The organism is Cryptosporangium phraense, assembly GCF_006912135.1.
GTDB classification, from domain to species: Bacteria; Actinomycetota; Actinomycetes; order Mycobacteriales; family Cryptosporangiaceae; genus Cryptosporangium; species Cryptosporangium phraense.
In genome coordinates this window covers 79637-105328 of sequence record NZ_VIRS01000024.1, presented here as the reverse complement: position 1 = coordinate 105328, position 25692 = coordinate 79637, and the positions used below count along the sequence as shown (strand labels likewise).

Sequence of the window (25692 nt, the reverse complement as noted above, 5' to 3'; positions counted from 1 at the left end):
TCTTATCGGGGCGCTGGAATTGCTTGCGCATTTCCAGCTTAACCGCTCGCGTCTCCGGCGCCAAATTGGTGCCGATTGCTCGAGCGGGTGGTGCGGCCGTCACGGATTGCTTTCCGTTCGGCTTTTCCAGCGTATCCGGTCGAGTTCGCAACCGCCAATTCGGCTGCCTCGCCCGGCACACAGCGTTACGCTCCGGCTTTCACCGGCTCGTTCGGCTGGTTTCCCGCGGGACGTCCACCCCGGCGCTTGCGCACCGGATCGTGTCCGTGTCCCCTGCGGGCCCGATGAAATCTACGCGGCCTTCCGCGGATCTGCAAACCCGGTCGGACGTGGCGCGCGCCACACCCTTGCGCTCGGCGGTGCCGCGGGTCGGCCGGCCGAGCCGGCACGCCCGCCCGGCCTCCCCCGGGCGGCTCGCGCTCGGCACCGGACGGCTCGCACTCGGCCCCCGTGCGACCCGCGATCGGCCGCGGGCGGCCCGAGCTCGGTCCCTGTGCTACCCGCGGTCGGCCCCGGACGGCCCGCGCTCACCCCCCGGGCGGCCCGCGCTCAGCCCCCGGGCGGCCCTCTCGGCGCCGGGCGGCCCGCTTGGACCTTCAGCGGCTTTCGCTCAGCCCTCGGGCGGTCCGAGGTCGGCCCGGGGCGGCTCGCGGTCGGCGCTCCGGCAGCCCGCGGTCGGCCCCGGGCGGCTCGCGGTCGGCGGGTATCCGCGACGGCCACTCGCCCGTCAGTGACCGGAGCTAGGACCCTCGGGTCGCGACCACCGTCGTGCCGCCCGACCCACGAGAGACCAGCGCGCGCCGGCCGCGGAAGGCCCAGGCGCGCGCCATGCAGGCGTAAAAGAACCTACGAGACCTCGACCCCGGCGATCGTGCGCTTTCCCTTGCGGAGGACCAGCCAGCGGCCGTGGAGGAGGTCTTCCCGGGCCGGAGGCGCGTCGGCGTCGGTGACCTTCGCGTTGTTGACGTAGGCCCCGCCCTCGCGGACCGTCCGGCGCGCGTCGGAGAGGCTGGACGCGAGGCCGGACGCCTGGAACAGCGCCGCCGCGGACGGAAGCTCCCCACCGACCTGGTGCAGACCGGCCTCGGCCAGAGCCGCGCGCAACGTTTCCGCGGGGAGGCCCTGCAGCTCGCCGCGGCCGAACAACGCACCGCTGGCCGCAGTGACCGCCGACGTCTCGGACGACCCGTGGACCAGCGTGGTCATCTCCTCCGCGAGCCGACGCTGCGCGAGGCGCGCCGCCGGCCGCTCCTCGACCGCCGCGGCCAGCTCCTCGATCTCCTTGCGGTCGAGGAACGTGAACGTCTTGAGGCGGGCGACGACGTCGCGGTCATCGGTGTTGAACCAGAACTGGTACCAGGCGTAAGGGCTGGTCAGCGCCGGGTCCAGCCACACGGATCCGCCGCCGGTGCTCTTGCCGAACTTCTCTCCGCTGGCGTTGGTGAGCAGCGGCAGCGTGAGCGCGTGCGCAGGACCGCCTTCGTTGGCGGTGACGCGGCGGATGTAGTCGAGGCCCGCGGTGATGTTGCCCCACTGGTCGTTGCCGCCGATCTGCAGGCGGCAGCCCTGGTCGCGGTAGAGCTGCAGGTAGTCGTTGGCCTGCAGGAGCTGGTAGCTGAACTCGGTGTAGGACAGTCCGCCGGAGTTGATGCGGGCGCTGACCGACTCGCGGGCCATCATCTGCGTGACCGGGAAGTGTTTGCCGACGTCACGCAGGAAGTCGAGGGCCGAGATGTTCGCGGTCCAGTCGAGGTTGTTGGCCAGCAGGGCGCCCTGTTCGAAGTCGACGAACTTGGCCAGCTGGGGGCGCAGCGCCTCGACCAGCTCGCGGACCCGCTCCGGCGTGTTGAGTACCCGCTCGCTGGAGCGGCCGCTGGGGTCGCCGATCAGGCCGGTCGCGCCGCCGGCCAGGACGATCGGACGGTGGCCGGCCTGCTGGAAACGCCGCAGCGTGAGCATCGGGACGAGGTGGCCGGCGTGCAGGCTCGCCGCGGTCGGGTCGAAACCGGCATAGACCGTGAGCGGCCCGGCGTCGAGAGCAGCACCGAGGGCCTGCTCGTCGGTCGTTTGGGCGATGAGGCCGCGCCAGCGCAGTTCGTCGAGAAAGTCACTCACGGAGAGCATCATTCCCTACGAGCGCGGCCCGGGGCGAACGTCTATACGGGCTCACGGTCGGGTCTCCGGTGATCCAGAAGCGCCAGGGGATGTCGGCGCCCTGGGACACGCCGGTGCGCGGGCCGGCGCTGATGTGCTCCACCGGGTCGACGCGATCCAGCAGCACGAGCGGGCCGCGTCCGTCGAGGAGGTTCGTGCCGTCGGCGCTCCGGTCGAGGTCCAGGGCTCGGGTGAGGCGGGCCGGGCCCCGGGCGAGGTCGCGGTCGCGCAGAGCGCGCCCCCGTCGGGCGTCCTCGACGCCGTCGACGACCTCTCCGGCGCGCAGCAGGACGGCCGCGGCCACCCCGACCGGTCCGCAGGTGATGTTGACGCACCAGTGCATGCCGTAGCTGAAGTAGACGTACAGCGTGCCGGGGTCCTCGAACATGCTGGCGTTCCGGGCGGTACGACGGCGGTACGCGTGTGACGCCGGGTCGCCGGCCGTGCCGGCGTAGGCCTCGGTCTCGGTGATCCGGAGCGTCACGCCGTGCGCGGCGACGTACCGCCCGAGGAGCGCCGGGGCGGCGTCCTCGGGCGGTCCGGCGAGGACGTCAGCGAGGGACAACCTGCTCCTGGGCCCACGCGCGGTAGGTCTCGATCGTGGTCGTGGCCTGGGTCAGCTGGGCCGCCACGGCCTCCGGTCCGGTGGAACCCGGGGTGGTGCGCGCCTTCAGCGCGCCCTCCACCGACAGGACGTTCCGGACCGACGGGTCCAGGTGCGGGCTGACCTCGGCGAGGTCCTCGTCGGTGAGGTCGTCCAGCTCGGCGTTGCGCTGGGCCGCTTTCGCGACCATCGCGCCGACGATCTCGTGCGCGTCCCGGAAGGCGACGCCCTTGCGGACGAGCCACTCGGCGACGTCGGTGGCGAGCGCGAACCCGGTGGGCGTGGACTTCTCGAGCACGTCGGTGTGGACGGTCATCGTGGCGACCATGCCGGTGAGCGCCGGGAGCAGCAGGTCCAGCGTCTCGATCGCGTCGAACACCGGCTCCTTGTCTTCCTGCAGGTCACGGTCGTAGGCCAGCGGCAGCGCCTTGAGCGTGGCGAGCAAGCCGGTGAGGTGACCGATGAGCCGGCCGGACTTGCCGCGGGACAGCTCGGCGATGTCCGGGTTCTTCTTCTGCGGCATGATCGAGCTGCCGGTCGCGAACGCGTCGTCGAGCGTGACCCAGCCGAACTCCTGCGACGTCCAGAGGACGAACTCCTCCCCGATCCGGGAGAGGTGGACGCCGATCAGCGCGGCGACGAAGAGGAACTCGGCGGCGAAGTCGCGGTCGGAGACGGCGTCGATGGAGTTCTGCGCGCTGGCCGTGAACCCGAGCTCCTCCGCGACTTTTTCCGGGTCGAGCGGCAGGGAGGACCCGGCCAGAGCTCCGGCGCCCAGCGGGCTGACCGCGGCGCGCTTGTCCCAGTCGACGAGACGGTCGAGGTCGCGGAGCAGCGACTGGACGTGGGCCAGCAGCTGGTGGCTGAACAGGATCGGCTGGGCGTGCTGGAGGTGGGTCATGCCCGGAGCGGGGGTCGTCTTGTGGGTTTCCGCTTGCGCGGCGAGCGCTTCGGCCAGATTGACGACGTTCGCGGCCACTCCCCGCGCGTGATCGCGGAGATACAGGCGCAGGTCGGTGGCGACCTGGTCGTTGCGGCTCCGGCCGGCCCGCAGCTTGCCGCCGAGCGCACCCAGCCGCTCGAGGAGGCCCCGCTCCAGGGCGGTGTGGACGTCCTCGTCGTCGATCGTCGGCGTGAACGCGCCGTCCGCGCAGTCCTTCTCGAGCTCGTTCAGCGCCTTGACCATGAGCTGCAGCTCGTCCGCGGTGAGCAGGCCGGCGCGGTGCAGCACGCGGGCGTGGGCGCGGGAACCGGCCAGGTCGTACGGGGCGAGCCGCCAGTCGAAGTGGACGCTCACGGACAGGCGGGCCAGGGCCTCCGCGGGGCCGCCGGAGAAGCGGCCGCCCCAGAGGCGGGTGGTGGGTTCAGTCACGAGATTCCTTTTTGTGGGCCCAGTCGAGGACCTTCGTAGCAAATGCGTCGCCGCCGTCGGTGTCCCGGGTGATCACGAGGATCGTGTCGTCGCCGGCGATCGTTCCGATGATGTCAGGCAGCCCCGACCGGTCGAGCGCCGACGCGAGGAACTGGGCCGCGCCCGGCGGCGTCCGCAGCACGACCAGGTTGCCGCTGGCCTCGGCCCCGGTCAGGAGCTCCTGCAGACGGCGGATCAGCTGGTCGGGCGGGCTGACCGACGGACGCATCGGGGCCGCGCCCTCCTCGGGCAGGACGTAGGCGGCCGGTGACCCGTCGGCGCCGCGGAGTTTCACCGCGCCGAGCTCCTCCAGGTCACGGGAGAGCGTGGCCTGGGTGACGGCCATCCCCTCGTCGGCCAGCAGGCGGGCGAGGACGGTCTGCGAGGGGATCGGCGTGGCCCGGACCAGCTCGCTGATGCGGGCGTGCCGGGCCGCCTTCGTCACCGGGTTGCTCATCGTCGTTGTTCGATCAGCCACGTCAGGAGGGCCTTCTGCGCGTGCAGGCGGTTCTCGGCCTGGTCCCAGACCGCGGAGCGGGGGCCGTCGAGGACGTCGGCGGTGATCTCGTTGCCGCGGTAGGCCGGGAGGCAGTGCAGGACGATCGCGGTGTCCTTCGCCCTGGCCACGGCGGCCTCGTCGATCCGGTACGGGGCCAGCGTGGCGAGCCGCTCGGCGCTGCTCGCGGTCTCCTGACCCATCGAGACCCAGGTGTCGGTGGCCAGGACGTCGGCGCCGTCGGCCGCCTTCTCGGGATCGTCGGTGACCGTGATCTCGGCGCCGGTGGCCTGCGCGATCTTCTGGGCCCGTTCGACGACGTCGGGGTTCGGCTTCTCCGGCCCGGCGACCCGGACGTCGAGGCCCGCGACGGCACCGCCCAGCAGGTACGAGTGGGCCATGTTGTTCTCGGCGTCGCCCAGGTAGGTGAGCGTCTTCCCCCGGGTCTCCCCCAGCCGCTCACGGATCGTCAGCAGGTCGGCGAGGATCTGGCACGGGTGGAACAGGTCGGTGAGCGCGTTGACGACCGGCACCGCGCTGACCCGGGCCATCGCCTCGATGCGGTCCTGGCCGAACGTCCGCCAGACGATCGCCGCGACCTGCCGGTCGAGGACCCGGGTGGTGTCCTCGATCGTCTCGCCCCGGCCGAGCTGGCTGGTGCCCGCGTCGAGCAGCAGCGGGTAGCCGCCGAGCTCGGCCACGCCGACCGCGAACGACACCCGGGTGCGGGTGGACGGCTTGTCGAACAGCAGCGCGACGGACTTCGGCCCGTTCAGCGGGGTGAACTGGTGCCGGTCGGCCTTCATGCGGGCGGCCAGGTCGAGGACTTGCGACTGCTCGTCCGGCGTCAGGTCGTCGTCGGCCAGGAAGTGGCGGGTCATGCGATCGTCTCCAGTGCGGCGGGGAGGGCCGCGAGGAACGCGTCCGCCTGGTCGTCGGTCAGGATCAACGGCGGGGCCAGCCGCAGCACGCCAGGGGCGACCGCGTTGACGAGGAAGCCGGCCTCCCGGAGGGCCGCCTCGGCGGCCTTGGCGACGTCGTCGGTGAGGACGACGCCGAGCAGGGCGCCCTCACCTCTCACTTCGCGGATCCTCGGGTGGGTCACTCGGGAGAGCTTCTCGCCGAGGTGCTTGGCCCGGGACAGCAGGTCTTCCTCGACGATCGTGTCGATGACCGCGAGGCCGGCCGCGCAGCAGACCGGGTTGCCGCCGAACGTGGAGCCGTGGCTGCCCGGGCCGAGCAGCTCGGCGGCCTCGCCGAACGCGAGGCACGCGCCGAGCGGCAGACCGCCGCCGAGGCCCTTGGCCAGCGTGATCACGTCGGGCTGGATGCCCTCGGCCTGGTGCTGGAACCAGTAGCCGGTGCGGCCCATGCCGGTCTGGATCTCGTCGATGACGAGCAGGCAGTCCTTGGTGATGTCGCGGGCGGCCTGCAGGTAGCCGGGCGGGGCCGGGATGACGCCGGCTTCGCCGAGCGTCGGTTCGAGGATGACCATCGCGGTCTCGTCGGTGACGGCATTCCTCAGCGCGTCGACGTCGCCGTAGGGGACGTGGGTGACGTCGCCGGGCAGCGGCCGGAACGGGTCGGCCTTGCTGGGCTGGCCGGTGAGCGCGAGCGCGCCCATCGTGCGGCCGTGGAACGCCGTCTGCGCCGCGACCACGTGGGTCTTGCCGGTGCGCCGGGAGAGCTTGAACGCGGCCTCGTTGGCCTCGGCGCCGGAGTTGCAGAAGTAGACGCGGCCGTCGCGGCCGGTGAGGTTCAGCAGTCGCTCGGCGAGCGTGATGGCCGGGACGTTCGCGAACAGGTTCGACACGTGGCCGAGGGTCGCGATCTGGGTGGTCACGGCCTCGACCACGGCCGGGTGCGCGTGGCCGAGGACGTTCACCGCGATGCCCGCGTACAGGTCGACGTACTGGTTGCCCTGGTCGTCCCAGACGACGGCGCCCTCACCCTTGACCAGGGCGGTTCCCGGGGTGCCGTAGTTGTCCATCAGCGCGGCACGCCACCGGTTCGTCAGGCTCATGACGGGACCACCATCGTGCCGAATCCTTCCTCGGTGAAGATCTCCAGGAGCAGCGAGTGGGCGACGCGACCGTCGATGACCGTCGCCTGCGGCACCCCGCCGCGCACCGCGCGCAGGCACGCCTCCATCTTCGGGATCATGCCCGCCGAGAGCGCCGGCAGCAGGGTCTCGAGGTCCTCGGCGGCGATCTGGCTGACCAGGGAATCATGGTCCGGCCAGCGCGTGTACAGGCCTTCGACGTCGGTCAGGACCACGAGCTTCTGCGCGCCGAGCGCGACCGCGAGGGCCGAGGCCGCGGTGTCCGCGTTCAGGTTGTGCACCTGCCCGTCCGCGTCCGGCGCGACCGTCGAGATGACCGGTATCCGTCCGGACTCGATCAGGTCCCACACGGCCGCCGGGTTCACCGTCGCCACGTCTCCGACCAGTCCGACGTCGACGAGCTCGCCGTCGACGGTGGCTTTTCTTTTTGTCGCCGTGAGCAGGTGCGCATCTTCTCCGGACATGCCAACGGCGAACGGTCCGTGCTCGTTGATCAGCCCGACGAGTTCTCGCCCGACCTGACCGACCAGCACCATGCGGACGACGTCCATCGTTTCGGGCGTGGTGACGCGCAGGCCGCCCCGGAACTCGCTGTCGATGCCGAGGCGGTTCAGCATGCTGGAGATCTGCGGACCACCGCCGTGCACGACGACCGGGCGGGCACCGGCGTAGCGGAGGAAGACCATGTCCTCGGCGAACGCGCGCTTGAGGGATTCGTCGGTCATGGCGTGACCGCCGTACTTGACGACGACGACGGCGCCGTTGAAGCGCTTGAGCCAGGGCAGGGCCTCGATGAGGACGCTGGCCTTGCGCTGGGCGGTTTCGATGTCCCGGGCGGAGAGCATGTGATCGACGCTCACGACGTGTAGGCCGAGTTCTCGTGGACGTAGGCGAGTGTCAGATCGTTGGTGTGAACGGTGGCGGTGTTCTCTCCGGCGTGCAGGTCGACGGTGATGTCGAGGTTGCGGGCGCTGATGTCCGCTGCGTGGGCCTGCGGATTCGCGGCGCTGTTGACGCAGACCGGGACGTCGTTGAACGAGACGTCGATGCGGTCGGGGTCGAACGTGGCGTCGGTGGTGCCGATCGCGGCCAGGACCCGGCCCCAGTAGGGATCGTTGCCGAAGAGCGCGCACATGAGCAGGTTGTTGCGGGCGATGGCCCGGGCGACGTCCAGGGCTTCCTGCTCGGTCTTGGCGTTGGTGACCGTGATCGCGATCTCTTTGGAGGCGCCTTCGGCGTCGCCGATGAGTTGGTGGGCGAGGTCGGCGCAGGCTTGCTTCACCGCGGTTTCGAGTTCTTCCTGGGTGGGCTTGGTTTTCGACGCGCCGCTGGCCAGGAGCAGGACCGTGTCGTTGGTGGACATGCAGCCGTCGGAGTCGATGCGGTCGAAAGTCTGCTTCGTCGCCGCGCGGAGCGCGGTGTCGAGCGCGTCGGCGTCGGCGATCGCGTCGGTGGTGAGGACGCAGAGCATCGTCGCGAGGGCGGGGGCGAGCATGCCCGCGCCCTTGACCATGCCGCCGACGGTGAAGCCGTTCCCGTGGACCGTGGTGGTCTTGGGGTGGGTGTCGGTGGTGATGATGGCCTGGGCGGCTGTCTTGTCGGGGTCGTCGCCGAGCTGCTGGGCGGCCTGGTCGACGCCGTTGAGGAGGGCGTGCATCGGGAGGCGCTCGCCGATGACGCCGGTGGAGCAGACCGCCACGTCGGCCGCGCCGATGTTCAGCCGCTCGGCGACCCGCTCTGCGGTGGCGTGGGTGTCCTGAAAGCCCTGCGGACCGGTGCAGGCGTTCGCGCCGCCGGAGTTGAGGACGACCGCGGTGAGCCGACCGGCCTTGAGTACCTGCTCGCTCCACAGGACCGGAGCGGCCTTGATGCGGTTGCCGGTGAAGACTCCGGCGGCGGCGTCGAGCGGGCCGGTGTTGCGGACGAGAGCCACGTCGCGGTCGCCGCTGGGCTTCAGACCGGCCGCGACACCCGCGGCCTGGAATCCCTTCGCGCTGGTGACGCTCACGGTGCTACTCCCGTCATCGGCAGGCCGGTGGTCTCGGGGAGACCGAGGGCCAGGTTGAGACACTGCACCGCGGCGCCCGCGGTGCCCTTGGTCAGGTTGTCGATCGCGGCGACGACGACGATGCGGCCGGCGTCCTCGTCGAGGGCGACTTGGATCTGGGCGGTGTTGGCGCCGAGGGTGGCTGCTGTAGTCGGCCAGCGGTTCTCTGGCAGAAGCTGGACGAAGGGCTCGGCGCCGTAGGCGGCTTCGTAGGCTGTTCGTAGTTTTTCGAGCGTGACGCCGGGCTTCGCGGGGGCGGTGCAGGTGGCGAGGATGCCGCGCGGGAGCGGGGCCAGAACCGGGGTGAAAGAGACCTTGACCGGCTCGTTCGCCGCCGCGCTGAGGTTCTGGATGATCTCGGGTGTGTGCCGGTGGGCGCCGCCGACGCCGTAGGCGGAGAGCGAGCCCATCACCTCGGAGCCGAGCAGGTGCGGCTTGGCCGACTTGCCCGCGCCGGACGTCCCGGAGGCCGCGACGACGACCGCGTCGGGCTCGGCCAGACCGGCCGCGTAGGCCGGGACGAGGGCCAGGCTGGCGGCGGTCGGGTAGCACCCGGGCACCGAGATCTTTTTCGCGCCCCTGATCCTGTCCCGCGCACCGGGGAGCTCGGGGAGGCCGTAAGGCCAGGTCCCGGCGTGCTCGGTCTGGTACCAGCGCTTCCAGGCGGCCGGGTCGGAGAGCCGGAAGTCGGCGCCGCAGTCGATGACGATGGTTTCGTCGGGCAGCGCAGCGGCGATCGAACCGGAGTGGCCGTGTGGCAGGGCCAGGAAGACGACGTCGTGGTTCTGGAGGTTTTCGGTGGTGGTGGGGGCCAGGATCTGGTCGGCTAGGGGGGTGAGGTGAGGATGGTGATCGGCGATGGTTGTGCCTGCGTTGGAGGCTGCGGTGAGGGTGCCGATTTCGATGTGGGGGTGGGTGAGGAGGAGGCGGAGGAGTTCGCCGCCTGCGTATCCGCTAGCCCCAGCCACTGCAACCCGCACGCCCACGCCGACCTCCACTCAACGACCTACCGCATGAGTATGCACCCCCATGGATTCCCATGCAACGTCAGCCTGAGGCGTGGCACGCCGGAACGATGCGTCGACACCAACAGCTAGCCTGAACTAGGGCGACCAGAACGTCCGTCAGGAGTGATCCCGATGACCGATGACCGATGGACCACCAAGGGATCCTCGACTCGAACAATCGTCATCGCCTCGATCGCCACCGTTGGCACCCTGCTGCTTCTGATTTGCTCCGGAGTCGCATGGCTTTTCCTTCAAAAATTTGACGACTCTCCCAATAACTCTTCAGAGGCCATATCCGCTTACTATCGGAGCCTCCAGAAGCAGAACGTCGACGGACTCGCGAGTGTTACGTGTTCCGGCTCGAAGGATAATGCAAAGTCGCTGATTGATGACTTCAACGCAGGGTTCAAGCGCGATGGAGTTACCCTCACAGATATTCGTTGGTCAAACGAGGGCCAGAGGACCTCCGGAAATGACTCGACCATCGTTCGAGTCCGAGCAACTTACGAGGTCGAAAAATCTGGAGAGATATTCGTTAGAAACGAGGAAATAGAATTCGCCGTCGTAAACAACAAAGTGTGCAGCGCCACACCAAAATAGTCCAATTCTGTAGGGCGCCTAATTCATGCAGCAGTTATCACCGAAGCGCTGCTCCGTGGGTGGTGGCGGCGTTTGTTACCGCTGCGTCTCGGGTGGTGGTGGATTGTTCGGCGGTTAGGGTTTGGGTGGGGGAGCGTAGGGTCAGGGCGAACGCCAGAGACTTTTTGCCTTCGGCTATTTGGGAACCCTGGTAAACGTCGAAGAGGCGGACCGACTCCAGCAGATCCCCTGCCCCCTCCGCCAGCGCCTTTTCCACCTCCCCCGCCGGCACCTGCTCGTCCACTACCAACGCCACATCCAGCAACGCCGGCGGGAACGGCGAGATCACCGGCGCGGTCGGGACCTCCGGCGCCGGTAGAGCGTCCAGATTCAGCTCCATCGCCGCCGTCCTCGACGGCAATTCCAGCGCCGCCACCACCCTCGGGTGCAATTCGCCGGCGTGGCCCACTACCCGTCCATCCACGACCAGTTCCGCGCAGCGGCCCGGGTGCCACGGGGCGAGATCACCGCGGCGGACTTCGAGCGCCACTCCGGCTCCGGCGGCTACGGTGCGCGCGGCCTCGATCGCGTCGGCCCAGGACGCAGGGCGTCCCGGGCCCCACCAGCCGGCCGGGTCACGGTCACCGGTGAGCAGCACCGCCACGTGCCTCGGCTGGGACGGCACAGCGGCGTACAGGGCGGCCAGTTCCTCGTCCGTGGGACGGCGGTCCACTCCCAGCCGCGGCGCCGGGCCCGACTCCGCCCCCGGTAGGAACACGAGGCCCATCTCGAACAGCGAGACGTCCCGCTGGCCGCGCCCGATGTTTCGGAGCATCGCCTTCACCAGGCCGGGCAGCAGGCTCGTCCGCATCTCCGGCTCGGCGTCCGAGAGCGGGTTCGCCAGCCGTACCGCGGAGCGGCGCGGGTCGTCCGCGTCCAGACCGAACGCGTCGTGAATCGACGGTGCGACGAACGGGTAGCTCAGCACCTCGACGTAGCCGGCCTCGGCCAGCGCACGGGCCACCGTGCGACGACGGCGCTGGTCGTCGGTCAAACCGGACGACGACGGGGTCGGCGGCAGCACCGACGGGATGTTGTCGTACCCCTCCAGCCGGGCCACCTCCTCGACCAGGTCGACCGGGTCGGTCAGGTCCGGACGCCACGACGCCGGCAGCACCCAGAGCTCGTCCTCGCCCGCGGTCGTGACCGTGCAGCCCACGTCACGCAGCCGCTTCTCGACCACCGACCGCGAATACGGAACCCCGACCACCCGCGACGGCAACGACACCGGCAGGCTGATCGGCGAAACCGGGCCCCGGGCGTCCAGGTCGAGGACCCGCGGGTCCGCGACCGCACCGCCGTACTCGACCAGCAGCCGCACGGCCGCCTCGGCCGCGACCGCGGTCATCTCCGGGTCGACTCCCCGCTCGAAGCGCTTCGACGCCTCGCTCGGCAGCTTGTGCCGGCGCGCGGTGCGGGCCACCGACACCGGGTCCCAGTGCGCGGCCTCGATCAGCACCTCGGTCGTCTCCGACGAGATCTCCGTGGTCGCGCCGCCCATCACCGCGGCCAGCCCGATCGGCCCGGTGTCGTCGGTGATCAGCAGGTCCTCGACCGACACAGCACGGTCCGAGCCGTCCAGCGTGGTGACCCGCTCACCCTCCCGAGCCCGCCGCACCACGATCGGTCCGGTCAAAGCCGCCCGGTCGAACGCGTGCATCGGCTGCCCGAGTTCGAGCATCAGGTAGTTCGTGACGTCGACGGCGAGCGAGATCGACCGCACCCCGGCGGCCTGCAGCCGCCGCTTCATCCACTCCGGCGACGGCGCCGCCGGGTTCAGACCGGTGACGGCCCGTGCGTAGAACCGATCACAGCCGACGGTGTCCTCGACGACGACCGGGTGCGGCGGTTCGTCCGTCGAAGACGGCACCGTGTACGTCGACGCCGGGTCGCGGAACGGAACCCCCAGCGAGGACGCCAACTCCCGGGCCAACCCGCGCACCGAGAAGCAGTAGCCCCGGTCGGGGGTGATCGCCAGCTCGAAGATCACGTCGTCGAGGCCCAGCAGAGACCGGGCATCCGAGCCCGGCTCCAGCCCGGACGGGAGCGACGAGAACGCCAGGATCCCGCTGTGGTCGTCGCTGATGCCGAGCTCACGCCCGGAGCAGATCATCCCGTCGGAGATGTGCCCGTACGTCTTCCGGGCCGCGATCTCGAACCCACCGGGCAACACCGCTCCGGGCAATGAGACCACTACGTAGGCCGCCGAAGCCACGTTGGGCGCCCCGCAGACGATCCCCCGGCTGCCCTCGGGCCCGTTCAGAGCCGGACCGACGTCCACCCGGCAGTACCAGATCGGCTTCTTGAACCCGGTCAGCTCCTCGGCCGACAGCACCTTGCCGATCACCAACGGCCCGGAGACCGAAGCCCCCAGGTCGTGAACGGCCTCGACCTCGAGCCCGGCCCGCACGAACGCCGCGTCGATCTCGGCAACCGAGCGCCCCGCGACATCCAGGTACTCGCCCAGCCACGACACCGCGACGCGCATCAGATCTCCATCCCGAAAGCCGTCGAGAACCGCACGTCGCCCTCGATCATGTCCCGCATGTCCGTCGCCTCGTGCCGGAACTGGAGCGCCCGCTCCAGCCCCATCCCGAACGCGAATCCCGTGTACACCGACGGGTCGATGCCGCACGCGGTCAGCACGCGCGGGTTGACCATGCCGCAGCCGCCCCACTCGATCCACCGCGGACCGCCCTTGGCGTGCGGGAACCACACGTCGAACTCCGCCGACGGCTCGGTGAACGGGAAATAGGACGGACGCCAGCGCGTCACCGCCTCGGGCCCGAACATGGCCCGGGAGAAGTGGTCGAGCGTCCCGCGCAGGTGCGCCATCGTGATGCCCTCGTCGACGACCAGGCCCTCGATCTGGCTGAACACCGGCGTGTGGGTCGCGTCGAGCTCGTCGGTGCGGAAGACCCGGCCGGGCGCCACGATGTAGATGGGCGGCTTGCGGGTCAGCATCGTCCGGGCCTGCACCGGCGACGTGTGCGTCCGCAGCACCAGGCCGTCTTCGGGCGGGTCGACGAAGAACGTGTCCATCATGGTGCGCGCCGGATGGTCGGGCGAGATGTTCAGCGCGTCGAAGTTCAGCCACTCGGCCTCGATCTCGGGGCCCTCGGCGATCTCGTAACCCATGCCGATGAACAGGTCGCTGACCCGGTCCATCAGCGCGGCGATCGGGTGCCGGGCCCCGCGCGGACGCCGGTCGAACGGCAGCGTCACGTCGACGGTCTCCTCGCGGAGCACGCGCTCGTCACGCTCGGCGATCAGCACGGCCTCGCGGGCGTCGTACGCGGCCTGCACGGCCTGGCGGGTCTCGTTCACCCGGCGGCCGGCGTCGGCGCGGGCCTGCGGCGGCAGCGCGCCCAGCTCACGACGGGCCAGCGAGACCGGGGCCCGGTCGCCGAGGTGGGCGCTCTTCGCCGCGCGCAGGTCGTCCAGAACAGCGACCTCGCCGAACGCCTTCGAGGCGTTCAGCGCGATGTCGTGCAGCGACTCGGCGCTGAGGAGAGCGACCTGCTTCGGGTCGTAGGTGTCGTTGGGTCCAGACATGCGGCAGCGATTCCGTCCTCGAACGGTGTGACAGGGAGTCGGGCGGCTCAGCCGCAGCCCGCCGGGGCGAAGGAGCGCTCAGGCCCTGCCGGCGGGCCGGCGAAACTCGTGCCGGTAACGCACCGCTCGACCCCTCCTCGTGCCGTCGTGATTGCTTGGAACTCTAGCGGATCGCCCCGACCGCGTTTCGCCGCGCTACGCGCGCCTGTGGATACTGCCCCGATCCGCGTTCAGTCTCGGCGACCGCTGCTCATTCGGAAGACAGACGGCGCTGAGCCCGCGCCGACGCATAAAGGCACACGGCAGCGGCCGCGGCGAGATTCAGGCTCTCGGCCCGGCCGTGAATGGGGATCCGCACCCGACGGTCGGCCAGCGCCGCCAGCTCGCTCGGCAGGCCCCGCGCTTCGTTGCCGAACAGCCACGCGGTCGGCCGGGACAGCTCACCGGCATCGGCCAGGTCGTCCAGGTCCGAGTCGCCGTACCCGTCCGCGGCCAGGATCTGCAGCCCGGAGGCCTGCAGAGACGCCACCGCCTCGGCCGCCGGAACCCCCCGCACCACCGGCGGGTGGAACAGGCTTCCGGCCGACGACCGGACGCACTTCCCGTTGTACGGGTCCACGCTGCCGTCGGTGAAGACCACGCCCGACGCGCCGGCGGCGTCGGCCGTCCGCAGCACCGTTCCGGCGTTACCCGGGTCCTGGATCTCGGCCAGCACAGCCACCAGCGAGCCCCCGATCGAGGACAGCGGCACGTCCAGGAACGAGCACACGGCCACCAGGCCCTGGGGCGTGACCGTCTCCGACAGCCCAGCCATACCGGCGTCATCCACAGCGATCACGGGCACGGGCGACTCCGACAGGAATCCCGCGTATCTTGCCAGCGCGGCAGGCGTAGAAAAAACGACGGAGGGAGCACCGGGGGAAGTCGCCGGGAGAGCCAAGGCCTCGCGGACCGCTTGCGGTCCTTCGGCCAGGAACTGACGGGAGGCGTCGCGCCGTGAACGGCGGGTCAGCTGCCGAGACGCAGCGACCCGAGGAGTCCGGCCGCTCGCGAGCGGCAGATCCTCGGGTCGCGACGATCGGGTCAGGCCGCGTCCTCGCGCGGCGCCGACGTGTCCTCGGGCAGCGCGGCCTTGGCCACGACGACGAGGGCGGCGAAGGCGGCCGCGTCGTTGACGGCGAGGTCGGCGAGGACCTTGCGGTCGACCTCGATCTCGGCGAGGCGCAGGCCCTGGACGAAGCGGTTGTAGGTCAGGCCGTTGGCCCGGGCCGCAGCGTTGATGCGAGTGATCCAGAGCTGGCGGAAGTCACCCTTACGCGCCTTGCGGTCGCGGTACGAGTACGTCGCGGAGTGGAGGATCTGCTCCTTGGCCTTGCGGTAGAGCCGCGAGCGCTGGCCGCGGTAACCCTTCGCGGCCTCAAGGGTGGTCCGGCGCTTCTTCTGGGCATTGACCGCCCGCTTCACGCGTGCCACGGGTACACCTGTTCCTTCTAGCGGTCGTCGACCTTTTCTCGGTGGCGACGATCAGTGGTCAAGGGAAGGGAAAATCAAATTCCGAGAAGACGCTTGATGCGCTTGGTCTCGGTGGGCGCGAAGTCCGTCGTGCCGTCCAACCGCCGGGTGCGGGTGCTGGGCTTGTGCTCCAGCAGGTGGCGGCGGTTCGCCTTCTGGCGACGGAGCTTGCCGCTGCCGGTGATCTTCACGCGCTTGGCGGTGCCCGAGTGGGTCTTGTTCTTCGGCATCAGTTTCCTCGTTGGTCTACTCATGACGTACCGGGGCGCGGCGCCCGTCTCCGGGAGCCGCGCCACCCGTTACGTGTCAGACGTCCGCAGGGGCGTCCGACTCTTCACCCGAGCCTCGCTGGCCCGCGGTCTTCAGTGCGCGGTGTGGGGCCATCACCATGATCATGTTGCGGCCATCCTGGCGCGGCGACGACTCGACGAAGCCGAGTTCGGTCACCTCGTCGGCGAGCCGCTTCAGGAGCCGAAAACCCAGCTCCGGACGGCTCTGCTCGCGACCGCGGAACATGATCGTGATCTTGACCTTGTCGCCGGCCTTGAGGAACCGCACCACGTGACCCTTCTTGGTCTCGTAGTCGTGCGGGTCGATCTTCGGCCGAAGCTTCATTTCCTTGATCACGGTGAGGCTCTGGTTACGCCGCGCCTCCCGTGCTTTCTGCGCGCTCTCGTACTTGAACTTTCCGTAGTCCATGAGCTTGCAGACGGGCGGCCGCGCGGTCGGCGCGACCTCGACCAGATCCAGGTCGGTGTCCTGGGCGAGGCGCAGGGCCTCGGCAACCGGGACGATGCCGACCTGCTCTCCTTCAGGACCGACGAGACGCACCTCTCGGGCGCGGATCTGGTCGTTCACACGCAGCTCTACGCTGATGGGACCTCCTCGGACGTACTGTCTCTGACCTGCCCGGCTGGAGCCCCACACGACGAAAAGGCCTCAGCGCATGCTGAGGCCCACTCGACCGGTCTACGGCATAGCCGTTCTCAGACCGGACCCTGCCGCCCGGAGGCTGCGAGGGTGGGAGCGGGGCTCCACTTGGCTGCCACCCGCAATGCGCGGATGGCTGGTCGTTCTGCCAGGGTACCAGGCATGAGTGTTGAACACCCAGTCGGCGATGTGCATTCCCTCGAGCCCGACGTCCGCGACCTGGCGGAGATCCCGTCCGTCGAGGTCATCAGCCGTGCCGCGGTCATGCTGATGAGCGCGGCCGCCGAGCGTCTCGGGCTCGCCTCCGACGATCCGGACTCCTCTCCGCATCGCGACCTCGACGAGGCGCGCCGGTTGATCACGGCCCTGGCGGGCCTCGTCACCTCGTCGGTGGAGTACCTCGGCGCGCACGCCGCGCCGCTGCGCGACGGCCTGTCCAGCCTTCAGCGCGCGTTCCGCGAATCGTCGGTCATTCCCGACCCTCCCGGCCAAGGTCCGGGAGAAAAGCTGACCGGTCCGGTCTTTTGATTACGCTATGCGGCGGAACGCCGATGGGTGATGCGGTCTTTGCCGGGTTCTGAGCGGTCATTGCCGGGTGCCGAGCGGGGCGCCGCGGGCGGCCATGAACGGGATCGGGTTGACGGCGTCGCCATTGACGCGGGTCTCGAAGTGCAGATGCGGCCCGGAGGAGTTGCCCGACGAACCGACCCGCCCCAGCGGTTGCCCGGCCACGACGGTCTGACCGACCTGCACGAGAGGCCGCTCGACCATGTGGCAGTAGCGGGTGGTCAGCCCGCTGGTGTGCGCGATCTCGACGTACCAGCCGCAGCCCTTGACGCTGATGCCACCGTCGACATCGCAGTTGCCGGTGGACGCGTTGCACTTCGAGGTGATGACGATCCCGGCGCTGGCCGCGTGAATCACCGTGAAACGCGGGACGATGATGTCCACGCCCTGGTGGCTGGGCCGGTCCGGCGGCCGGAAGCCGCTACCGACCTGGCCGAGCGCGGGGACGGTCCAGCCCGCCCCGGTGATCTGCCCCGGTGTTGCGCACCGGATCGGGTCGCCCTGGGTCGCGACGACGCCGTTGGCGGCGCCCTTGGTCAGCCGGTTCACCAGGAGCGTGGCGAACGACTCCCAGCGCGCGTAGCGCTCGGGGAACGCGGAGATCTGCACCGCCTGGGCCACCTCGGCCAGCCGCCGTTGGTTCCAGCCAGGCTGCCGGAGGAGCTTCTCGTAGAACTTGGCGGACGCATAGCTGGGGTCGGCCAGGCGCTGGGCGGGGGTGCGGGTGTCGGTAGCGGTCGCCGGGGCGTTGCCCCACCCACTGCTCGGACGCTGCTGGAAGAGGCCGACCGAGTCGTGGTCGGTGGCGACCGTGTAGTTGTGCAGCAGGCTCTCCTGCAGCGCGGTGGCCAGCGCGATGACCCATCCGCGCGGGGGAACCTGCATCTTCTGACCGACGCCGACGATCGTCGCCGCGTTCTGCAGCTGATCCGCGGCCAGCCCGTCGATCTTGACGTCGTCGTCGACGGTGAAGCCCAGCGAGCCGCAGCCTTCCTGCGCGTTCTCGGCCGAGTCGCGCATGCTCTGGACGATGCCGCTGAACACCATCGGGGTGAAGCCGAGGCAGAGCAGGGAGCCGGCCGCGATCACGCAGATGCCGATGATGACGAGCTTCTTCAGCCGGTTCGGGTTCTGCTCGGGGGGCGCGGCGGTCTCCGGACGGACGTCGATGGCCATGGGGGCGTCACTCCCCCAGGTCGATCGTCGCGACCCGCCAGCCGTCGGCGGTCAGGACGCAGAGGGTCGTGGCCGGACCGGCGTTGGTGGGGGTCTCGACGCGGACGGCCGTGTCGCTGAGCGGAGTGGCCGTGGAGTCGCCGGTGATCGACGTGGCCGGGTTCGTAGTCGGGTCGACGTCCTTGAGCTGGTTCGCCAGGTCGGGCTGGGCGTACCGCTCGAGGCCGGCGAACCACTGTTTCTGCGACCGGCCGTCGGTCGGTTGGAGCCAGGCGCGCACGAACGCGTCACCCACCTGTTCGGCGCCGTCCGGCGCTCGGGTCGTGGGTGAGTAGACGCTGTCGTCGCCTTGTGTCGTTCGGACCGCTGTCGGGGCCGGCCGATCGTTCGGCTGAGGGCTCCGCTGGTCGGCGGCGACCGAGCCGAACAGCCGGGCGACGACGATGATGCCCCCGACGATCACGGCCAGGACCAGGGCCGACAGCACCCGGTAACCCGGCCGGCGCAGGTACACGCCTGCCGGTAGCCGTGGCATCGTCGAGCTCCTTCATCGCGCTATTCGGGTCGGTTTCCGGCCGTCACGTCCTCGCGCGGAACGCGGCGGGACTCCGGACGGATGTCGGGATCGACGGTGCGGAACCCGCTGTCGGGGCGGTAGATGACGAACCGCTCCTCGGACTGGACCGGGATCGACTCGCCGCGGGAGGCGACGGCGGAGGCCGGGTCGCGGTAGTCGATGCCGCCGCCGTTCTCCGGACGGGAACCCCCTGGGCGGGAGCCTTCCGGACGGGAACCGGGCTCAGGGTCAGGGTAGCCGCGGCCGGCGGCGACCCGGGCGGGCGGACGCAGACCGGGGTAGTCGTTCTCGTCGTCGCGCGCCGGCGCGCCGGCGCCTTCGGGGCGTGCGCCCGACGTGACCGGGGAGTCCTCGCGCAGACGGGACCGCCGTGCCGCGGCTGATTCCACCGGGGAACCGCCGACGGCGGCCGTGTCGGTGGCCGAGTCGATGGGCGAGTCGCCGGTGCGGACGAAGCTCCGGTCGCGGCTCCAGGTCTCCGGCCGGGCCTCACTCTGCCGCTCGTCGGAGTTCTCCGCCGCGCGGTTTCCGATGAGCGCACCGGCCGCGACGAGGCCGGCCTGCCGAGCGTCGCCAAAGGCCCGCCGCCGAACCGCGCCAAGCCCACCGACGAGGTCGTGGAAGGGATTACCGCCGGCGAGGCTGGTAAGGCGCCGGAAGGGCCGGAGCAGTAACCACATGACGAGGCCGGTGAGGAAGATCAGCAGGATCTGCTGCCACCCGGCCAGGGAGGCGGTGCTGGTGATCAACTCGAGGGCGAGCAGGTAGACGCTGGCCCCGACGCCGAAGATGACGCAGTTCAAAATGGCCGCGACAACGGTGCGGAACAACCCCCGAAGAGGCCCAGAAGCCGGCCGCAAAATCCCAACTACCGCAATGGCCGGCAAGAAAGCCACGGCCAGCCGAATAATCAGGAACGCAATAATGATAAGAATAGAGGCCATCAAGTCAAACGGAGCCGCCACCAACGCCGCCACGATGGACGTGAACGCCGATCCTATACGGGCACTTCCTTGCTTACCGGTCAGATACTGATATGCGTCTGGATCGGTTTTCTTAATCTCGGCAGCAATATCCTTCCACTTCTCCTGCTTCTCCTTAACGATGCGGTCGCGCTCTGTGGGACTCTGGCGCGCGTCAATTGCTTCGTCCCACGACATCGCCGAAGCTTCATAAAGATCGCGCCCGTATTTCTTCGCGGTAGCGCTATCCGCCGAACCAAGCTGCCCACTGAGCCACTGGCGGTACAGCACCACGTCGGTGATCGTCGCGCTAGCCTTCTGCGCGGGCTCTCGCGTGTCGTCGCACGACCGGGTACCGCACGTCTCACTCGTGTTCGGGTGGAGAGCACTATTGACACTTCCGAGCGAACCGGTAAGGGCACTATCCGCCAGCGTTGCGGCACGAACAGGCCACGCCGCCACTGCAGTTGTCACCACCATCACAAACAGCGCCCAGCCCGCAATCGTGGCTGCATCTGACATGTTTCCACGTCGAGCGGTCCAAATTAGCCACGCTCCCACAATGACGACGGTCACGAAGCCAAGGACGGTAAAGATTCGTTCGTATAGAGCACTGCTGGCTTTTCCGATTAGTTCATTTGTCCAGCCCCACATCGTCTGGGGATCGTACGCCCTCTCTCTTACAGCGTTCGTAAGACCAACAACGAAGGTCGAAAAGCTGAGCATCATATTCGCAATGCTGGTATTCACAAGCGCATCGGGCGCCACAGCCCCGTCAGGGCCACAACCTAGGTCGTACGTATGATATTGCAGGCCTGCATAGCCGAATTGATCATACGTTGGGGCCTTCTGATAGTTGCCCGGATCTATTTCCGCTGGGCGGCTGACGAAGAAGCTCGTAGCGCCGGTGTCTGGCATTGCTGGTGTTGGGGGGTCTAGGCAATCGACCACGCTACTACTCGGCAAACAAGCCGCCGGATCGCTCGGGCCGCACGCCGCCGCGGCTGGGCCTACTCCCGGCCCCCCGAACAGCGTTGCTACCGCGACCACCATCACCGTCAGAACCCAAGCCACACCCCGCCCCACCGACCCCCGCAGGCCACGCCCCCGAAGCCAGCCAACCCGGCTACGCCGGCCCGGCCGCCCAGGCTGCCCACCCCGCCCAGGCTGCCCACTCGAGCCGGACCGCCCGCCAGCACCAGTCTGCCATCCCGGCCGCCCGCCCGCGCCGGGCTGCCCACCCACACCAGACCGCCCAAGGACGCCATCCAAAACCGCATCCACCCACCCGGCCCCAAAGACCGGCACGACACGCAGGGTCACCGGGCATCACCCTCCTGGCCGGCTATCCGGCCAACATCGCCGAGTGGATCGGCGGTGGTGTCAAGGTGTTCGAGCAGCCCGGCCACATAAGCCAGGTCCGCCCGGAATTTCTGGACCCGGCCGTCAACGTCACGCATGACGAATTCCCGGTAGCCGAGCCGCTGATCATTCGAACTGTCCGCCAAAGACAACTGCGCCAGCGTGTTCTCGTATCCGATCCCACGCTGCACACCGAGCATACGGAGCGCCTGAGCCGCGATCTCCGGATCCTCGGCAATCCGCCCCACGAACACCGTCGAAACCAGGTTCTGAACGTCCAGACCCAAGATGTCCACGGGATTCTGCGAAGCCGCCAGAGCAGCGATGTTCCACTTCCGCGAATCCCGCGCGAGCCGCGTGAACAGCGCCCGCCCCGATCCCCACCCGGCCAGGAAGTGCGTCTCGTCCAGCGCCACGAGCTTGCGCTCGTGCATCGCCCGTCCGTACGCGCGCCTGGTCGTGAACGCCGTGGCCAGGTGCAGCATCGGCAGCGCCATGCGCTCCTCGAGCTGCCAGAACTCCCGGTCGATGGTCAGGTCCGGCAGCGCCAGCCCGGCCATCGTGATCACGGTCAGCACCGCCTCGTCCTGCCCGTAGGCCGCGGTCGACCGCCCGAAGAACAGCCGCGAGAGCGGCATGTCCCGCACGTCCCCGAGCGTCTCCGCCAGCTCCGACCCCTCGTCACCGAAGCCGGCAACGACCGAGATGAGCTCGTCGAGCGTCGCCCACTCCTCCGGCTCCACCTGACGCGCCGCCCGCTGCAGCAGGATCGGCGACGACCGCTCCCGCTGGATCTGCGGCGGCAGCAACATCATGCAGATGTCGGTGGCCAGCGCCTTCCGCTCGGCCCGCGCCGCCGCCACCGCCGACGTCCACTCGGCATCGCCGGCCGGACCGGCGGCGAAGTGCTCCCGCCGCGGCGTCGGGATCAGGCCGTACGGCGCCAGCGTCCCCGGCTCGCCCCGCGTGAGGTTGTAGACCTTGGAGAACGGCGCCAGCTCCGGCATCGTCGCCAGCCGGGCCAGCGGACCCGACGGGTCCAGAATCGTGCACTGCACCCCGCGCCGGGCGGCGAGGTATGCGATACCGCCCATCAGCGTCGACTTACCACCGCCGGGCTCGGCCACGAACACCGCGAGCCCTGACCGCTCCCGCACCTCGGTCGCGTAGTGCGGATCCCACATCACCGGACGGTGCGACGTCCCGCACGTCTCGCCGATGATCGGGCCGCGCCGGTCACCGATCGCCGCTGCGGCCTGCGGAATCGCCGCCGCGAAGTACTTCGCCGGCATCCGCCGCAGGTAACCGGTGTTCGCGACCGGCTGCCCAGGAATGAACTCGTCGAGCAGCCGCAGCTGGTCCCGCGGATGGTTCAGTGTGATGCGCATCGACCGGTAGTGGTCGGTCAGCGCCCGCGCCCGTCGCATGCATTCCTCTTCGCTGCGACCGGCCACCGCGATCCGGTGCCACCCGTGCACTCGCGCAGCGTCCAGATCGAGACCGGTGGACATCTCGTCAGAGATGTCCAACGCACGCTGAGCCAGGCGCTCCAACTCGGGCGGAGCGTCCATCTCGTGCTCGTGGTAGTCGCGCTGCTGCGACCGGATCGTCAGCAGCTTGTGCTCCAGCGACCGCAGCGCGTCGCCCTGGCCGAGCACGTCGACCCGGCTGGAGATCTCCATCGGCCACGGCAGCTGCTCGTGGAAGTGCAGCCACGGCTCGTGCCGCTCCGGGATCGACAGCTCTTCCATCCGTCCGAACGTCAGAACGGCCACGTGGCGCTCGACGTACTCGTCACCGATCCGGGACAGGAGCTTGACGGTGCTGCCGTACGGCGACCGGTACCGCATCGTGTGCTCGGTGAAAGCGAGCAGGTCACCGGTCTCCCAGCCGCCGGACTCGGCCGGCGACAGCGCCGGAGGCGGTGGCATGCAGAGCGCGACCGACCGGTGGATCAGCCACTCGACCTGCTTCGCGGTCGCCGGGCGGGCCTGCATGCCGAACGCGCCGAGCACCTCGTCGAACCGTCCGACGAGCTGCTCCAGCCGGTTGCGCTCCGCGTTCCCGGACCCGCGCTTGCGCAGCGCGTTGAGCGTCTCGATCGCCTGCTCGCGCATCGTCCGCCGCTGGAAGACGACCCCGAGGTAGACCTCGCCCTCGGCGAGGCTGGTCGCGTGCAGCCGCCGTTGGCCGGCCTCGAGGTGGTCGGACCAGCTCGGCGCGCCGCGGACGTCCGGCACCGGGTTCGGCGTCAGCGCCGCCATTCGGCGCGCCCAGCCGACGGCCGGGTACGGCCGGTTCGTCCGCCGCAGGTGCAGCCGGTACCCGCCGAGCGCCGCGTACTGCGCGGCGATCCCGAGCAGGATCGACGTCCGCTCCTTGTCGGCCCGGAACGCCCACTGGATGTCGGGCAGGTGGTACCACGCGGTGACGTCGTTGCGGGTGAAGGTGAGATGCCCGGCTATCTCGCGCAGCTCCAGCTCGTGAACCGCCTGCCGGTCCTTCCGGTCCTTCGGCGGACGGCTCTTCACCCGTCGTGGCTTGGGCCTTTTTTTACGATTTTCGGCGGAACGTTCCGGCTCGCTGGGCTCGGCGGGATCCAGCGCGGGGTAGCGCTCGGGCGCGGGCACGTACAGCGCGGGAGGAACGGACGCGGGCGGAGCCGACGCCGGAGCCCCGGTCACCGGCCGGCTGGGCATCCGGGCCGGGGGCGCGACCGCGACCGAAGCGGGGTGCGTCGGAAGCGTCGACGGAGGAGCCGCGTTGTGCGGCGCGGTGTTCATCGGGTGCTGGACCGGCCACGGCGCCGGGCCGGGGCCGCGCTCGAGGCCGTCCGCCCCGACGGGCCCGGACACCGGCCGCCCGACCGGTCCGGATACGGGAGGTCCGAACGTTCCGGACACGGGTGCTCCGGCCGGGCCGGACACGGGTGCTCCCGCCGGGCCGGACACGGGCCGGGGGCCCTGGCCGCCGACCGGCCCGGAGGTCGGGCGCGAAGGCGCCCCGCCGTAGCCGGCCGGCCCCTCGGGCCCGCTAGGCCCACCGGGCCCGACGATCGGCCCAGAGATCGGCCGCGAGGGCGCGCCGACATACCCGTCAGGACCAACGATCGGCCCGGAAACGGGCCGCGAGGGCGCGCCGGCATACCCGGCTGGCCCGCCCGGTCCGTCGGGGCCGCCGACCGGCCCGGAAACCGGCCGCGAGGGCGCTCCGCCGTACACCGCCGGTCCGTCGGGGCCGCCCGGACCTACGACCGGACCGGAAACGGGCCGCGAAGGACCGCTGTAGGGAGGTGCTCCGTTTGCAGCGCCCGATCCAGGCTGCCCGACAGGACCCCGCTGACTGCCTGGCCCACCAGGACCGCCCGGGCCGCCAGGGCCAGCCGGACCGCCGAGACCGGTCGAGGCGCCGGGGCCGGCCGGACCGCGGCCAGAAGGGTCGCCAGCATTGGGGCCGTCAAGGCCGCCTCGCCCGACGCCCCCGCCAGCCCTAGGTGGCCCGGCGCTGCCAGGACCGCCAGGACCAGCCGGACCGCCAGGACCGGTCGGACCGCCAGGACCGGTCGGACCGCCAGGACCAGCCGGTCCACCAGAACCCGATGGGCCAACAACGCCTGGGCCGCCCGGACCATCCGACCCCGGACCGCCCGGCCCGGAGCCGACGAGGCCGTTCGGGCCGACTACCGGCCCGGAGACCGGCCGCCCGGGCGGAGCTGAACGCGGAGACGCGGAGCTAGGGTGACCAGCGTTCGCAGGCAGTACCGGGTAAGCCCCGGACGGCTGCCCAACTCCCGGCGGAACATTGCCACGCGCAACCTGGCCCGGCGGAACCTGGCCCGGCGGAACATTGCCAGGCGCACGTCCGCCCGGACCCCATCCACCCGGCCCACCCTGAGGCGGCCGCCCCGGCCCACCCTGCACCGGACCACCCGGCTGCCGATTCGGATACCCCTGAGCCGGCACTCCCCCGGACGGCGGCCCGGGTCGCTGCCCCGGCCCCACATTCGGCGGCAGCAGCGGATGAGCCCCCGACGGCTGAGCCACCCCAGGCGGCACGTTCCCCGGCGGCACGTTGCCGGGCGGCACGTTGCCGGGCGGCACGTTGCCGGGCGGCACGCTCCCCGGCGGAACGCTCCCCGGCGGCACGTTCCCCGGCGGAACCGCCCCGGGCGGAACATTCCCCGGCGCCACGAGGCGATGCGCCCCGGACGGCTGATTCACGCCCGGCGGCAGGACCTGATGCGGCCCCGAAGTCTGATGCACACCCGGCGGAAGCACCGGATGCGTGCCCGAGGGCTGGGCCACGCCGGGGTGAGGCCCGCCCGGACGCTGACCCGCGTTCGGCGGCAGGACCGGGTACGCCCCGGACGGCTGGTTGATCACCCGGTGCGGCCCCGAGGGCTGGTTCACCCCGGGGTTCGGCGGCTGCTGACCGTAGTTCGGCCGAGCCCCGGGCGGCATGATCCGAGGCGGGAACGGCCCCGGCCGAGGCGGCCCACCCGGCGCGCCCCCGTTCTGCCCCCCACCATTCGGCACCCCGCCGTTCTGCCCCCCACCACTCGGCGCCCCGAAGTTCTGCCCCCCACCACTCGGCGCCCCGAAGTTCTGCGCCCCGCCGTCGGGCACCCCGCC

Annotated in this window: 21 protein-coding genes; 2 read left to right on the top strand and 19 right to left on the bottom strand. The window is 70.4% G+C overall.

Features of this window, described 5'->3' with window-relative positions; all coding sequences use genetic code 11:
* Positions 1 to 846: 846 nt before the first annotated feature.
* Genes tyrS through argC form a run of 9 tightly spaced genes read right to left on the bottom strand, consistent with a single transcriptional unit; the run spans position 847 to position 9760 of the window.
* Positions 847 to 2115: a tyrosine--tRNA ligase gene (gene tyrS, locus FL583_RS28850; RefSeq protein WP_142707991.1), complete on the bottom strand. Its 1269-nt coding sequence runs from the start codon at positions 2113 to 2115 to the stop codon at positions 847 to 849.
* Positions 2108 to 2719 carry a DNA-3-methyladenine glycosylase gene (locus FL583_RS28845; protein WP_142707990.1) on the bottom strand — a complete coding sequence of 204 codons (612 nt, stop codon included), beginning with the start codon at positions 2717 to 2719 and terminating at the stop codon, positions 2108 to 2110. Before FL583_RS28845 ends, tyrS begins: the two co-directional genes overlap by 8 nt.
* The gene (gene argH / locus FL583_RS28840) at positions 2706 to 4130 is read right to left on the bottom strand and encodes an argininosuccinate lyase (RefSeq protein WP_142707989.1); all 1425 of its coding nucleotides are present in this window, start codon (positions 4128 to 4130) and stop codon (positions 2706 to 2708) included. Before argH ends, FL583_RS28845 begins: the two co-directional genes overlap by 14 nt.
* Positions 4123 to 4626: an arginine repressor gene (locus tag FL583_RS28835; protein WP_142708003.1), complete on the bottom strand. Its 504-nt coding sequence runs from the start codon at positions 4624 to 4626 to the stop codon at positions 4123 to 4125. Before FL583_RS28835 ends, argH begins: the two co-directional genes overlap by 8 nt.
* Entirely contained in the window at positions 4623 to 5546 is a 924-nt protein-coding gene (gene argF / locus FL583_RS28830; RefSeq protein ID WP_142707988.1) for an ornithine carbamoyltransferase, read from the bottom strand. Before argF ends, FL583_RS28835 begins: the two co-directional genes overlap by 4 nt.
* Positions 5543 to 6688, bottom strand: a complete 1146-nt coding sequence (locus FL583_RS28825; RefSeq protein WP_142707987.1) for an acetylornithine transaminase — start codon at positions 6686 to 6688, stop codon at positions 5543 to 5545. Before FL583_RS28825 ends, argF begins: the two co-directional genes overlap by 4 nt.
* Positions 6685 to 7572: an acetylglutamate kinase gene (gene argB, locus FL583_RS28820; protein WP_142708002.1), complete on the bottom strand. Its 888-nt coding sequence runs from the start codon at positions 7570 to 7572 to the stop codon at positions 6685 to 6687. The genes FL583_RS28825 and argB overlap by 4 nt, the downstream gene beginning before the upstream one ends.
* 11 nt (positions 7573 to 7583) lie before the next feature.
* Positions 7584 to 8735, bottom strand: a complete 1152-nt coding sequence (argJ, locus tag FL583_RS28815) for a bifunctional glutamate N-acetyltransferase/amino-acid acetyltransferase ArgJ (RefSeq protein WP_142707986.1) — start codon at positions 8733 to 8735, stop codon at positions 7584 to 7586.
* Positions 8732 to 9760: an N-acetyl-gamma-glutamyl-phosphate reductase gene (argC, locus tag FL583_RS28810; RefSeq protein WP_142708001.1), complete on the bottom strand. Its 1029-nt coding sequence runs from the start codon at positions 9758 to 9760 to the stop codon at positions 8732 to 8734. The genes argJ and argC overlap by 4 nt, the downstream gene beginning before the upstream one ends.
* Before the next feature lie 153 nt (positions 9761 to 9913).
* Here argC and FL583_RS28805 point away from each other — a divergent pair, with 153 nt between their 5' ends.
* Positions 9914 to 10381: a hypothetical protein gene (locus tag FL583_RS28805; RefSeq protein ID WP_142707985.1), complete on the top strand. Its 468-nt coding sequence runs from the start codon at positions 9914 to 9916 to the stop codon at positions 10379 to 10381.
* 37 nt (positions 10382 to 10418) lie between these two features.
* On the opposite strand, the gene pheT is transcribed toward FL583_RS28805, so the two are convergent.
* The 6 genes from pheT to infC form a co-directional block, all read right to left on the bottom strand.
* Entirely contained in the window at positions 10419 to 12908 is a 2490-nt protein-coding gene (gene pheT / locus FL583_RS28800; RefSeq protein WP_142707984.1) for a phenylalanine--tRNA ligase subunit beta, read from the bottom strand.
* Positions 12908 to 13975, bottom strand: coding sequence for a phenylalanine--tRNA ligase subunit alpha (gene pheS / locus FL583_RS28795; RefSeq protein ID WP_142707983.1), 1068 nt, complete (start codon positions 13973 to 13975; stop codon positions 12908 to 12910). Before pheS ends, pheT begins: the two co-directional genes overlap by 1 nt.
* A gap of 250 nt (positions 13976 to 14225) precedes the next feature.
* Entirely contained in the window at positions 14226 to 15062 is an 837-nt protein-coding gene (locus FL583_RS28790; RefSeq protein ID WP_205752545.1) for a TrmH family RNA methyltransferase, read from the bottom strand.
* On the bottom strand, positions 15059 to 15448 hold the full coding sequence (gene rplT, locus FL583_RS28785) for a 50S ribosomal protein L20 (protein ID WP_142707981.1): 390 nt from the start codon (positions 15446 to 15448) through the stop codon (positions 15059 to 15061). Before rplT ends, FL583_RS28790 begins: the two co-directional genes overlap by 4 nt.
* A gap of 74 nt (positions 15449 to 15522) precedes the next feature.
* Positions 15523 to 15717, bottom strand: coding sequence for a 50S ribosomal protein L35 (rpmI, locus tag FL583_RS28780; protein ID WP_142707980.1), 195 nt, complete (start codon positions 15715 to 15717; stop codon positions 15523 to 15525).
* A gap of 76 nt (positions 15718 to 15793) precedes the next feature.
* On the bottom strand, positions 15794 to 16414 hold the full coding sequence (gene infC / locus FL583_RS28775) for a translation initiation factor IF-3 (protein ID WP_142707979.1): 621 nt from the start codon (positions 16412 to 16414) through the stop codon (positions 15794 to 15796).
* 165 nt (positions 16415 to 16579) lie between these two features.
* Here infC and FL583_RS28770 point away from each other — a divergent pair, with 165 nt between their 5' ends.
* A complete protein-coding gene (locus FL583_RS28770; protein WP_142707978.1) occupies positions 16580 to 16945 on the top strand; it encodes a DUF1844 domain-containing protein in 366 nt (121 codons plus the stop codon).
* A gap of 57 nt (positions 16946 to 17002) precedes the next feature.
* On the opposite strand, the gene FL583_RS28765 is transcribed toward FL583_RS28770, so the two are convergent.
* The 4 genes from FL583_RS28765 to FL583_RS28750 form a co-directional block, all read right to left on the bottom strand.
* Positions 17003 to 18160, bottom strand: a complete 1158-nt coding sequence (locus tag FL583_RS28765; RefSeq protein WP_142707977.1) for a M23 family metallopeptidase — start codon at positions 18158 to 18160, stop codon at positions 17003 to 17005.
* 7 nt (positions 18161 to 18167) lie between these two features.
* Complete coding sequence (locus FL583_RS28760; RefSeq protein ID WP_142707976.1) at positions 18168 to 18695, bottom strand: hypothetical protein; 528 nt, start codon at positions 18693 to 18695, stop codon at positions 18168 to 18170.
* Between the two features lie 20 nt (positions 18696 to 18715).
* On the bottom strand, positions 18716 to 20275 hold the full coding sequence (locus FL583_RS28755; RefSeq protein WP_142707975.1) for a hypothetical protein: 1560 nt from the start codon (positions 20273 to 20275) through the stop codon (positions 18716 to 18718).
* A 743-nt stretch (positions 20276 to 21018) separates the two neighbouring features.
* Positions 21019 to 24282 carry an ATP-binding protein gene (locus tag FL583_RS28750; RefSeq protein ID WP_420843211.1) on the bottom strand — a complete coding sequence of 1088 codons (3264 nt, stop codon included), beginning with the start codon at positions 24280 to 24282 and terminating at the stop codon, positions 21019 to 21021.
* Positions 24283 to 25692 lie beyond the last annotated feature (1410 nt).